An 11,248-nucleotide genomic window follows, 5' to 3' on the forward strand; every position below is an offset into this window, starting at 1 on the left:
GCCTACTAGTCGCCCACTACAGGCTTGTCTAGAACCCTCATGCCGTCCGCTGTCTTCCCTCTCCTTTTGGAGCGGTCATCGTCGTGTTCGTCGCCGCCGCTTGGCAAAGAAGGGCGTATGGCACCTAGCTCTGCCAGCTTCGTGCGCAAGTTGGCGATCTCAAGTCGAGCGGAGGTTAGATCGCTTTGTTCCTTCAGTCTCAGGCTAGCGACGTTGTAGAGTTGCTCTCTGAGTTCTGCAATCTTCGTGTACAGGGTTTCCAGTTCCTGAGAAAGCTGACGCGACCTGGCGAGTGCGGCGTCTCTTTCGTCTTCCACCTTCCTGACGCGCTCCATGGTCGTGTCGTGTAGGTCATTGAGCTCAACTGACAATTTGTGTGCGCGCGCAAGGGCGGTGTCGCGTTCCTCATCGGCCACCCGAATACGGTCGAGAGTTGACTCGTGCATTTCGGTCAATTGCTGTGAAAGCTGTCGCGCGCGATCAAAAGCTGAATCTCGCTCCTGCTCTGCAAGCTGTACTCGTTCTCGGTCCTGTGCGACATCCTGCTCAGCGACTTGACGTGCTTGAGCCAAAATCTCAGCAGCTTGACTGTGTGCATCCTGTAGAATCTGCGCGGCCGTAGATTCTGCCGCCGACGTACTCGGAGCGGCGACTTCAATTGATGAGGATCGCGTGTCCGGGTTGGCCGCTTCTTGCACTGTTCTTATCTTGGTGTCGACCAAGCCGGACCAGGTGTCAAGCCACCGTTGGTGCTGGGCCGCTGGCACCCCACATGCATGAAGATATGCAAGCAGGAAATCGCGCCGAGGTAGCTCACCTGCTAGTACCTGCCCGATTTTGGTCCGCCGCAAGCGTCGCTGGCTTCGCGCCTCGATCTCCCGATGGGAGAGCGGGCCCGCGAGAACGCGAACCTGGTCAAGACAGGCCGCAAAGTCAAGGTGAGTTGCTACTTCGACCAAGGGAATCAGGCTGGTGTCCGTGGCCGGGAACGACCGAATCTGGTCGGCTCTGGCCGGGTCCGAGGACATGGGGCGCGCTCCGGGCTGCTCAGGGTGGCAAAGTTTGGCCGCAAGTGACCAGCCTTGGCCGCGATCGGTCGGGGATGGCCGTCTGTGCCCGGATTCTAGGCCATTACGATCTCTGGTAGCACCAAGTTGCCCACGCTTGTCGCGATCTTGGCCGTGAGGCTGCGCCGGTTTCCAATCATGTGGTGCATTTAGGGAGTCACGAGTGAGTGGTCTTGACTCGTCAACCCCGAGGGAGTTGTCATGTCTGAGAAGCAACAGAACAAGGCCCCGATGGGCCAGCCGTGGTGGGCATGGCTTGTCGAGGCCTTGCTTGTCTTCTGCTTCGTCATCGAACCGGTCGCCAGCCATCTCGTCCGTTGAAGTAGAAGCGGAGTGTCGGTGGAGGGCGCAAGTGACCTCCACCGACATCCCGTGAGTATGGCCCGCCAGGTTCGAAAAGTTCTCCGTCGCGGCCACGTTGAGCATCAGGGCGATAGTGGTGGCCTGGTACTTGTGCTCGTCCGCCATGAGCAGGTCGACCAGCATGCCCGCGGTCTCGCGCTTGGTGGTGCGGTTCCCAAAGTCCAGCCTCGAGACGATCTCCGGTACCTTCCGGAGGACCCCTCGCAAGTAGCGTGCCCGCGGCGCCTTGTTCCAGTAGATGACGGCAAGCGCGTCGGCCAGAGCGTATAGGCGTTGGGATCGATCCGCTTGGCTCTTGCGTTCACGTACCGTCCCTACCGTTCCCGTCGTTCGGTGAGCAGTTCCAAGGGGTCGAGCTCTAGCTGCGCCGCAAGCTTCTCCAACGACCGCAACGTCAGGTTCCGCTCGCCGCGCTCCAAGCCCCCCATGTACGTGCGGTGCACGTCGAGGACATCGGCGAAGGCTTCTTGGCTCAAGCCGCGCTCTTGGCGGTAGGCGCGCAGGTTGCGCCCCACCCTCCGCTGCAGCTCGCCCTCCACTCGGCGGAGCGTCTTCGGGTGCTACTTGTAAGTCTACAGACCTATAAGTAGCATCGATCATGATCCTGGCGCTGACCAGGACTTTCCCGAATGGGTGAGGCAGCGGGAGGGGGAGTGCGGATGTCCGGCGATGGCGCTGGTGGCACCGGCGGCGGCAAGTAGCCGAGCCGAGCACCCACGAACGACAAGCGGCACCAGGGCGTCTGTAGCGCCCTGGTGCTGCTTCTTATTCTTCAACAAGGCCAAGCACTTTGCTATACTTGATCTTGCATATGGTACACCCGCTCGACCAGCTATATAAGGCAAAGCTGCAGCTCATCGCAGTCTTTGCCGTGGTCGGCGGTGTCCTCTGCCTCGTTGCAGCTCGCTACGTCGAACTGGCCGTGACCCCTGGCTGGCTCGAGGTACTTCCCCTTACGGAGATCGGCCAGACGCTCTTCGGCACGGGCCTGTTGGCCGTCTTCTTCGAGTACGTCGACCGCAAGCATGGGGATCGCCGCACCGAGGAGCACATCCGCACGGCTGTCCGCCGCGAAGCACCCGCCTTCCGCGACGCCCTTCTCGACAGCCTGGCCTTTGATGCCAAGACGCTGGAGAACGTCGCCTCACCCCAACTACTCGACCGCATCGCCACCAACGCCATGGGGATCCGGCTGCAGGACGACGACTTGGCTAGCCACCTCTACGACACCATCCACGACCAGGTGGTGCTCGCCCCGGAACGGTGGCGCGACCTGCGGCTCACGATCTCGCTCGAACCGTGGCAGAACCCCACACCAAGCAACCCGGCGCCCGCCATGTTCGTCGCCACCATCCAGCGTGACTACTACGTCCGGCCAGCGCACCGCACCCTGCGCTTCGCCAGCGTCTCCGACCTCAGCGAGTACCGCGAACTCTTGCATGACCCGACCGTGGCTGGGCAGTGGTACTTCGAGGAGGTGCGTGGCCTTGACACCAGCTCCCCAGACGCCTTCTCGCTCGTGCAGCTGGCGGTCGACGGCAAGGATCGCCCGATCCGCCGCACCACCCGCAAGGGCGCCCAGTACTACAGCGCCGACCTCGGCCAGGCCGCCACCGCGGGCGGGGAAGTCCACATCACATACACCTACCGCGCCGTCGTCCAACAACGCGGCAACCTGCTCTACCTCGACATCCCGCGGCCCACCAACGGCCTCCGTGTGCAGTTCAACTACCAGGGCACCGGCATCCAGTTCGTCAACGTCCTGGACGCGAACCCCAGCAACCAACGCCCGGTGATCCTGCACAGCCCAAGCTCGGCGGCTAGTCGCAGCGTCGAGGTGGGCTACGACGGCTGGGTAATGCCGGGGTCGCGGTTGGGGTTTGTGTGGGTGCTCGACACGCCGATTGGCTTGCGCAACTGAGGAATCACTGTCAGGGCTGTCCGTCAGCTTCGCTAGGCGTATATCCTGAACAAAACGCTCCGATACTCAGTCGCACAACAAGTGCGGCGAGTACAACCTTCTGAGCTGCGTCGAAGGATACCTGGCCATTCTCGAGAATGCTAATGATGGCACCTAGTTGTACCTTCTTCTCGACTGAGGGATCATCAATGAGCCATCGGGCGGTCGTACTTTTGCAGATCAACGTCTGAAGCTCTCCGCGCTTGTTCGAGAACCACCTCTTTCCGAACTTGCGGTGTCGCTCGTCTCCGGTGGCACTAAAATTGGGACCGTCGCCAAGTAGTGAGCGTCCCAAGATCTCGAACAGATCGTTTTCGTTCATCGTGAGTACGACATCTTCGTTCGCTTGGCTCACTTGACTGCCTTTCGCGCTAGAACTGAACATTGGCGAGCCATCATAGTCGATGTGCGTAGGCGCTCGTAATCATCGGCGATCATGCCAAATGCCGGCGACGACTCTATTGCATCCCGCAGAGAGGTGAACGGCACAGCTTTATATCCCTGGAGCATCGAACTGAACTGGATGACTCCCCAAGCGTCGAGCGCTGATTCTAGTCGCCCAGCCTGTAGGTGGGCAATGCCATTCGCAACGGCCTCAACTCTGGCAAGGGGATGCACGGTTCTCTGCCACTCTGCGAGGGTAGGAGAGTGTACCGAGCTTTCGTCACGGGCTGCTTGGACGCGACTACCCCAGGACGACTTTCCGCTCGTAATGACGTCCGCTTTTTGTGCGCGCTGCCAGTCTGCCTGGTGCAGTTGGCTCGAAAGGTTGGATGCTATGTCCGCGCCTTCCTGAACTACCATGAACATGAGCTCCGCCGCTTGGCGCTCGTCTTCCTCTAATATCGACCAGATGGCTTGGATCCTTTCCGTATAGCCAGGATGGGTAATGCCGGGAAGGACTAGGTTTACTCTCTCTTGGAAACGGCTCGAAAGTAGTGCGATAGCAGCAGCCAATGTCGCATAGTAGGAGCTTCCACGCCTTCTTTCTGCCTCTGGTAGATCTCGGAATGCCTGCGTCTCCCCCCATCGTACGAGGGATTCGATGGCGAACTTGTCGGCTGCCAGTTCGTTTGCGACAGGATCACAACTAGGTGCAAGATCATGCTTAAGGACGAAGTGCGCAAGCTCATGAAGTGCGATGAACTTCCACGAGTATGTGGCAATATTTGAAACAAAGCTAAGTAGGCGGCCCCTTGTTCGGAAGAGAGGGGGTAGTGAATCTGCGATATCGGCACCGGTTGAATCGTCATTCAGAGCGAACCGGTTCAAGGCGTAAGTTCGCAGAATGCCGCCCACCGTAGCCCCGTGGTTCCCGGCGACGTGTGCGTAGTACCGCCAACCTGGACCAATCGTCGCCGCAACCAACATGCGTCCAATCTTGGGCAGCGTGATGTACCGGCCATACAAGGCAGTGTAGTAATTCGCTATCGCGTTGCCTAAGAACAGTTGCCCATCGCTGACCAGGACGAGGCACGAGTCATCGGAGAACCTCCGATACTCTGCGATGCCGTCGACTGGTTCATCGGAGACGCCTATGACCAAGTCTGTTAGGTCCCAGCCTCCTCGGCTGTCGACTGCTTCGCGTATGTCGTCAGACATAACCGCGAGAAACTGATCATGAAAATCATCTCCTCCCAGCATCCACCAATACTCTGTGGGCACACGTGCAAACAGTTGACTGACGCTAATGAATCGAGACTGCTTGAGCAGTTCCTCGTAGTGCGCTCTAGCCTCAGATCTCACCGTCACCTCTCCTCTTACGCAGTTGCACGGTGTCGATCATCGGACGACATGTGGGTATCGCTGTAGCGGGTCAATCGTTAGCTCTACAAGCCTGGCGAACGAGGCCTGCTGATTGACGCAGCTGTCAGGCCACGAAGGCGCGTCGTACGCGAGCTGCATCTCGTAGTCGTGCAGGCACCGGGCACGCTGAAGCATCCGCAGGCCGCGGCCCGTTGCTGGCTCAGCGGCTACTGGACTGCAGAGTTGAGACCCGTACGCCCCACTTGGCGGTGAACCGGAGAATATAGGTTGCGACCTATACTCGCTGGTGCTACTGTGACTAGCGAGCACGAAGCCCCCACCCGGGGGCATGGCCTCGGATGGGGGCTCGGTAGTGCGCTGGACACGCAATTACTGAGCTTACATGTCTTCATGCGTCTCGGCGATAGAGATCATGCTGCAGCATCTGAGGTTGCTCGGGATGGAGGTGATCGTTTTGGCTCGTAAGGGACTCCCGTCGGGTACCCCTGCTCCCACCTCGGGGCAGTGGCGCCCGGTTGGCGGCGGGCCGGAGGTCACGGTGCCCAAGGGGCACCGCCTTCCGCCTTCTCCCACGCCCGGCAAGGGGTGGGTGAACGTCGACCCGACGAAGAACAAGAGCGGCCGGGGCTGATTAGCCCGAGCGAGGCATCGTACGCCCGATGCCTCGCTCGTTCGTCTTCGGAGTATCCGCTGCAGCGCGAAAAGAGTTCTGGATCGTGTCGAAGCAGAACCGACGACAAGGCAAGATCGCCAACTCGTCGGGTGATGTACGCCCTCCTTGGAACTGGTGGCGCTCAAGCCTGAATGCTCGCCCCAAAGCGAAGGAGGAGTTCGACGCGCTACCAGATCGACCCCGGGCCCAGCTGTGGAAGAAGGTAGAACGCTTCCTGGCCGAAGAGAGCCGTAGGAAAGAAGTGGATCATCTCGGTGGCGGTATCATGGAGATCCGTCATCGCGACGGAAATAACCACTTTCGGGTACTCTTCTTTCGTTGGTGCGACAGGTACATCGCGTTGACGGCCTTCTATAAGAATCAACAGAAGACGCCACCTGTAGATCTTAATCGAGCAAAAGAGCGCATGAAGAGTTGGCGTAACACCTTCGGGCCCGGGGGAGGTTAAGTTACTGCCTCGGGCATTCGCCTCGCACCGTCGACTCGGAGTCACCCATGACCGATCAGCAGCAAGAAGCATACGTGGAATTCAATCTTCCGGATGAGGCAGCGCCGTACCTGGAAGAGTCTCTCGCTAACCCTCAGTTTAAGGCTGCGTACGATGATGAGGGGATTCGCCACAAGATCATCGATAGCCTGATCAGGTTGCGTAGAGCGCTTCGGTTGACGCAGAGCGAAGTGGCCAGGCGAATGGGCGTGCGTCAGCCTACCGTCAGCAACTTCGAAACTGAGGCGAGCGATCCCAAGCTCTCGACGTTGCAGCGTTACGCCAGAGCGGTCGAGGCGCAGGTTCACGTAGTGATCGTGATGCCTCCTCACTGCGACTGGGTGTCGTCGGCAACTCTCGCTTATAGGCCGAATCTCCGTCAAGTGCGATCGACCGAGCCGGCCGTTCGTCATCGTGCAGCTGATTCATGGCGGAGCTTCGGCGGCTCTACCTATGTCAGGCGTACCGGAGACTTGGTGTATAGCGCATGACTACTTCCGTAACGAAAGACCCGCGTGCATCAGCTGCGCGCATTGCTGCACGCTCAGACATCGTCGATGTTCGGCTGGTGAGCGTTTCCGCTGAGCTGGTCGGCCAACAGAAGCCGGGCGCCAGCCTTCGATTCGCGCTTGAGAACCATCCGACGATCGAGTACGAACCCGGTGAAACTTCGTTTATCGTGCGCGTATCGTACGAGTTGACTATCGATCAAGTGGCCGAGGGCGAAAAGAACGAATCGGACGCGGAAGGCTCACCGGTCGCCGAGATTAGGTGCGTCCAAGCGGGACTGTTCACCCTTGAGATGCGCGACGGTGATGCCGAGCTAGAGCAAGGCGAACTGGAAGCGTACGCCCAGACAACGGGCCAGTTTGCACTGTATCCCTACGCCAGGGAACTCTTCGCAAGCTTGACCAGTCGAATTGGCTTGCCAGCTTTGACGCTTCCTGCCTTCAGGCTGGCGATTCAGGTCCGGGATCAAACTTAACGCAGTGTCAGATGCACTCGCTGCATGTATCGAACGGTTGTCTGGGCGTGCGGACCAAGTCGAGGAAAGGACCCCATGGTGCGGCAAAAGAAGGCGCTCGCACTGAGTGAGCCAGAAGAGGAGGCGCGCGCTCGGGTTGAAGCGTTCCTTGGGGTACCCGTCGTTCAGCACGACGATCAGACGGCACCCTCCATGCCTGATCTCCGCATCGAGTACACAGATCGAGACCGCGGAGCGGTCGAGGTTGTTCGTGACGCACAACCTCAAGCTGTCGAGCTGTCAAATGCGATCGGGGCCAACGGCTACCGAGAAGACGTGCCCGGCGTAGCGCGGATCTGGACGGCTCAGCTTCACCCGCAGGCACGTGTACGACGGGTGTGGGCGCAGCTTCCAGCGCTGCTGGCGGAGCTGGAGCGCCTAGGATTGCGGGAGCTGACCGGATCGCCCTTTCACTTCAATCCTCTGGAGTACCAACTCTTCCAGATGGGCGTCGAGCATGTGCTCGGCGGCGACGGCCCAACGAGCGCCATCGCTCTGTGCGGAGCAGTTGGTGTCGCTTGGGATGGGAGCTACGACTTCCTGGGTCAATGGGCCAGCACTGTTCTTCAAGAGAACGCGGACGTTGCATCCAAGCTTAGTCGCTCTGGATTCGCCGAGAGGCATGCTTACATCTACGCAACGGTGGCAGGAGACATGACTGCTTACCGGGCGCTCATGGACAAGCCTCTGCCTGGTAGTGCCGAAGTCGTTGGTGGGCTACCGGCAAGCGATCCGGTGCTTCCGGATGGGGTGGATGCCCTCTGGCTCTCTGGGCTTGGGAGGACAATCGTGTGGTTGCCCGAGCGGGGCTGGCTCAACGTTCCCTGAGCTCCTAGTCGACCGTATAGGCGAAGCTCAGTTCCACTCCGGCGCCCGCCGCGCCAGCTCACGTTCCGTTCGCCGCCGAGCAACCATCTCCCTCGGATCGACCAACCGTCCGGTCTCGGTTGCCTCGTCGATCAGCGCTTGCAGCGCCTTGCTCGGCACCACGTAGCGACTGCGGATCCGTACTGCGGGGAAGCCATCCTCGCGGATAGCCCGGTAGAGCGTTGCTGGATCAACACGTAGCTCGGTCGCTGCTTCGCGCACGGTGTAGAAGGCCGGTGTCGTCTTCGTCGTATCCATGCCACCTCCACGGCTTCTCATGAAGTAGCTACCCCAGCCGTTCTGAGACTCCACCGCACCATCGGGTGATGTACGGCTACGTCGACCGGTGCCAGTCCACTCCGCGGTCATGGGCAGCTCGGCCCCACGCACCACCAGGCGCCGGGTAGTCGGCCGGTGGTTCATCACCCTCGTAGAACCACTCCGCCCGCGGGTCGCCGAGCGCGCCAATCCCTAGCACTCGTCCGTTCGGTGTTCGGCGGTACGCGTACCAGCTTTGCCCGTCTGCGTTTACCGTCATCGAGATGCCGTGGTCGGCCGGCAGTCCGTGACGCAGGAACGAACTGCTGACCTTGTCCAGGAGATCCGTCGGGTAGCCGCCGGTGCGGTCGTGCCAGCCCACCTGGCAGTTGGCGAGCCAGAGTAAGGCGTCCTTGGTCGCCTTGAACTCGCGTCGGTCAAGCGTGCGGCCGTGCTCGTCGACGCCGACTACCCCGGCGTTGCGCACCAGCCGCTCAGCGTCAGCCTGCTTCTTGGCGATGCTGGCTGCACGTTCCTCCCGAAAGGTCCGCACCGCTTGCCATCCTGCGCCGACCGTCCGGGCGCCGTTGGCGAGGTAGGCGTAGCGCGGGAAGTCTTGGATGTCGTTGAGATGCCCGCGGAGACCAAGCACCAAGCCGAGCCGTGCCCGGCGGGTGGGGTGGTCTTCTTCTCGGTGCAGCTTGAGGAGGCCGAAGAGCAGGCTGTAGCGGTCCCAGAGCGCGAAGACCAAGAGGTAAGGGAAGGTGCCGATGGTGAGCCAGATGGGCAGGAGGAGCTTGCGCAGTTCGTGTGCCCAGTCGACGGTGTCTCCGTCCCGCAACAGCCACACCACGGTGTAGACGGTCAGGCCCAGAACGACCAGGGCCAGCAGTACCTCGGCGATCTTGCGCGCCCGCGGCTGTTGCGTGTGCATCGCAACCGCGTAGACGACTGACAGGGCGGTGAGCGCTCCCTGAAGAAGGAGTTCGACCCCCAGGCCGAACGGCTTGAGGTTGAGGAAGAACAAGAAGAAGACCGTGATCTTCACTAGGTCGCGGGCCAACGAGCGGAACGGGTGGGGGTACTTAGTCGAGTTGACCATGCGGAACAGGGGAGCGAACCCAGCTACGAGCCCCCAGAAGAGCGACTCACCGAGCAGGCGACCGTTCCAGATGCCGAACACCTCAGCAGCCATCCAGTGCACCCCGACAAGCCACACGACGTAAAGGAGTAACGGCACGGCGACCTTGACGTGCCAGAACGACCTGGCTACGCGTGCAGCTCCAGCTCGACCGGCCTTGAAGGCGAGAATGACCAGCAGGATGCACCCGAACAGGATGAGGGTGGCGAGCTGGCGGCTGTCGAACACGACGCCCACCTCCAGTCCGTTGAGCACCTATACCACGATGGCTGCTGTGTACCAGAAGTCGGCGACAGTCAGGTGATCTAAGGGGTTGCCTGATGTTTCGAGGAACTACGTGGAGTTGAGCGATTCGCATAGGATGCCAAGATGAGCGCGCTAAGTACTGACTACGACATCGCCGTCTCCTTCACTTACAAGCACCGTGCCTACGTCGAGGCGGTCGTCGGTGCGGCCAAGGCACTTGGCCTCCGGGTGTTCTACGACCGAGATATGGCGACCAGCCTCTGGGGACAGAACTTTGTTACAGCCTTCCGAAAGATCTACTCCTCACGGGCCCAGTTCTGTGTCCCGTTCATCTCGGCGGAGTACTTTTCCGCGCCCTATGCGCGGGACGAGTTTTTCAGTGCAATGCTCAAGGCCGTCGAGCAAGGGGACGGATACATCCTTCCAGTACTAATGGACAGCAGTCCGATTCCGTCGGAGCTCCTGAGCCCTCACATTGGGTACCTCCGTGCTGTAGACCATACGCCCGAGCAACTTGCTGGCCATCTTCACCGAAAAGTTCTGGAGCAACGGGCGCCAGGAGGTTCACCAGGTTCGGCTAGCGACTTTCGTCAGTCGCATCGATCAGAAACAACGCAAGACGATAAAACTGGTCGGGGAGCCGTGCGCCGTGATGGACTGTATGCCAAGTTCGACAGTGAGGAAAAGTCCCTGAGTTGCTTTCGCTTCCATGACCGCGGAGTCGCGTCCGTTGGAACTGTTCAATGCTTAAATGGCGACATTGCCTCGACGGTGCAGGATGTGTCTAGATGGTTAGGCTATGCGGCACAGTATGGTAGTTACGACGATATTACAGCAGCTAGATACTTAACGTCCGGGAATCAAGTCCGAGTAGTCTCAACGAGTCCCGGGAAAGTTCAGTACGAGGGCATCGTAAGCGAATCGAGTGACGAATTACGCCTAGAGTGGTACAGTTATATTACAGATCGCAGTGGAGCCGGCACTTGGCGGTTCCATGCAGCAAATTTTCCGAAGATTGAGTGGACGTGAGGCTTCGGATTTCGCGACAGTAGATGCTCCTAGAGGGCGTCGCCGAGTTTGACTGCAGGTTCATAAAAGCGCATAATGCTCACATATGACCAACGAGCAACTATTCGTCAACCTGCAGCAGCATCTGGACAGGCGACTCGACTCTATCGAGTCGCGTATGGCAACCAAAGATGACCTCGCCGGGCTCCGTCATGAACTCAAAGCTGACGTTGCTGAACTCAAGCATGAGGTTAAAACTGGGTGAGTTCAGGCGGTGGAAGCATGTGATGCGAGGAGTTCGGTGAATACCTCGCTGGGTTTCTTCCAGTCGTGGATCTTACGGGGTCGGTCGTTGATCTCGGCGGCGATGGCGGCCATGTAGCGGGG

The 11,248-nt window shown here is 59.9% G+C and carries 12 protein-coding genes and 1 pseudogene; 7 read left to right on the plus strand and 6 right to left on the minus strand.

From position 1 onward, the window contains the following. Positions 1 to 5 precede the first annotated feature (5 nt). Positions 6 to 722 carry a hypothetical protein gene (locus tag ACFPM7_RS28145; protein WP_378250833.1) on the minus strand — a complete coding sequence of 239 codons (717 nt, stop codon included), beginning with the start codon at positions 720 to 722 and terminating at the stop codon, positions 6 to 8. A 1,022-nt stretch (positions 723 to 1,744) separates the two neighbouring features. Next, positions 1,745 to 1,969 (minus strand): helix-turn-helix domain-containing protein, encoded by a 225-nt coding sequence (locus ACFPM7_RS28150; RefSeq protein ID WP_378250834.1) that lies wholly within the window; start codon positions 1,967 to 1,969, stop codon positions 1,745 to 1,747. 272 nt (positions 1,970 to 2,241) lie between these two features. On the opposite strand from ACFPM7_RS28150, the gene ACFPM7_RS28155 reads away from it, so the two are divergent. Beyond that, positions 2,242 to 3,351, plus strand: a complete 1,110-nt coding sequence (locus ACFPM7_RS28155) for a hypothetical protein (protein ID WP_378250835.1) — start codon at positions 2,242 to 2,244, stop codon at positions 3,349 to 3,351. Between the two features lie 390 nt (positions 3,352 to 3,741). Here ACFPM7_RS28155 and ACFPM7_RS28160 read toward each other — a convergent pair whose 3' ends face one another. Next, a complete protein-coding gene (locus ACFPM7_RS28160) occupies positions 3,742 to 5,136 on the minus strand; it encodes a hypothetical protein (protein WP_378250836.1) in 1,395 nt (464 codons plus the stop codon). Between the two features lie 680 nt (positions 5,137 to 5,816). Between ACFPM7_RS28160 and ACFPM7_RS28165 the strand changes: the two genes are divergently transcribed. The 4 genes from ACFPM7_RS28165 (at position 5,817) to ACFPM7_RS28180 (ending at position 8,169) form a co-directional block, all read left to right on the plus strand. After that, entirely contained in the window at positions 5,817 to 6,278 is a 462-nt protein-coding gene (locus tag ACFPM7_RS28165) for a type II toxin-antitoxin system RelE/ParE family toxin (RefSeq protein ID WP_378250837.1), read from the plus strand. Positions 6,279 to 6,325: 47 nt separating this feature from the next. Then, entirely contained in the window at positions 6,326 to 6,808 is a 483-nt protein-coding gene (locus ACFPM7_RS28170; protein ID WP_378250838.1) for a helix-turn-helix domain-containing protein, read from the plus strand. Next, positions 6,805 to 7,302, plus strand: a complete 498-nt coding sequence (locus ACFPM7_RS28175) for a hypothetical protein (RefSeq protein ID WP_378250839.1) — start codon at positions 6,805 to 6,807, stop codon at positions 7,300 to 7,302. The genes ACFPM7_RS28170 and ACFPM7_RS28175 overlap by 4 nt, the downstream gene beginning before the upstream one ends. Before the next feature lie 78 nt (positions 7,303 to 7,380). Beyond that, positions 7,381 to 8,169, plus strand: a complete 789-nt coding sequence (locus ACFPM7_RS28180; protein ID WP_378250840.1) for a hypothetical protein — start codon at positions 7,381 to 7,383, stop codon at positions 8,167 to 8,169. Positions 8,170 to 8,196: 27 nt separating this feature from the next. On the opposite strand, the gene ACFPM7_RS28185 is transcribed toward ACFPM7_RS28180, so the two are convergent. Further along, on the minus strand, positions 8,197 to 8,466 hold the full coding sequence (locus ACFPM7_RS28185) for a helix-turn-helix domain-containing protein (RefSeq protein WP_378250841.1): 270 nt from the start codon (positions 8,464 to 8,466) through the stop codon (positions 8,197 to 8,199). Between the two features lie 76 nt (positions 8,467 to 8,542). Then, positions 8,543 to 9,862, minus strand: coding sequence for a hypothetical protein (locus tag ACFPM7_RS28190; protein WP_378250842.1), 1,320 nt, complete (start codon positions 9,860 to 9,862; stop codon positions 8,543 to 8,545). Between the two features lie 114 nt (positions 9,863 to 9,976). Here ACFPM7_RS28190 and ACFPM7_RS28195 point away from each other — a divergent pair, with 114 nt between their 5' ends. Both ACFPM7_RS28195 and ACFPM7_RS28200 read left to right on the plus strand, forming a co-directional pair. Beyond that, positions 9,977 to 10,882 (plus strand): TIR domain-containing protein, encoded by a 906-nt coding sequence (locus ACFPM7_RS28195; RefSeq protein WP_378250843.1) that lies wholly within the window; start codon positions 9,977 to 9,979, stop codon positions 10,880 to 10,882. A gap of 85 nt (positions 10,883 to 10,967) precedes the next feature. Then, positions 10,968 to 11,126: a hypothetical protein gene (locus ACFPM7_RS28200; RefSeq protein WP_378250844.1), complete on the plus strand. Its 159-nt coding sequence runs from the start codon at positions 10,968 to 10,970 to the stop codon at positions 11,124 to 11,126. A 2-nt stretch (positions 11,127 to 11,128) separates the two neighbouring features. Here the strand turns inward: ACFPM7_RS28200 and ACFPM7_RS30425 are convergent. After that, positions 11,129 to 11,248, minus strand: a pseudogene (locus ACFPM7_RS30425) (IS30 family transposase); the annotation flags it as partial.

This window comes from Actinokineospora guangxiensis, assembly GCF_042657845.1.
Taxonomy (GTDB): domain Bacteria; phylum Actinomycetota; class Actinomycetes; order Mycobacteriales; family Pseudonocardiaceae; genus Actinokineospora; species Actinokineospora guangxiensis.

Excerpts from the sequence above, each read along its gene's own strand:
- ACFPM7_RS28155 (WP_378250835.1), top strand. The coding sequence starts at position 2,242 with ATGGTACACCCGCTCGACCAGCTATATAAGGCAAAGCTGCAGCTCATC.
- ACFPM7_RS28165 (WP_378250837.1), top strand. The coding sequence starts at position 5,817 with ATGCCTCGCTCGTTCGTCTTCGGAGTATCCGCTGCAGCGCGAAAAGAG.
- ACFPM7_RS28170 (WP_378250838.1), top strand. The coding sequence starts at position 6,326 with ATGACCGATCAGCAGCAAGAAGCATACGTGGAATTCAATCTTCCGGAT.
- ACFPM7_RS28175 (WP_378250839.1), top strand. The coding sequence starts at position 6,805 with ATGACTACTTCCGTAACGAAAGACCCGCGTGCATCAGCTGCGCGCATT.
- ACFPM7_RS28185 (WP_378250841.1), bottom strand. The coding sequence starts at position 8,466 with ATGGATACGACGAAGACGACACCGGCCTTCTACACCGTGCGCGAAGCA.
- ACFPM7_RS28195 (WP_378250843.1), top strand. The coding sequence starts at position 9,977 with ATGAGCGCGCTAAGTACTGACTACGACATCGCCGTCTCCTTCACTTAC.
- ACFPM7_RS28200 (WP_378250844.1), top strand. The coding sequence starts at position 10,968 with ATGACCAACGAGCAACTATTCGTCAACCTGCAGCAGCATCTGGACAGG.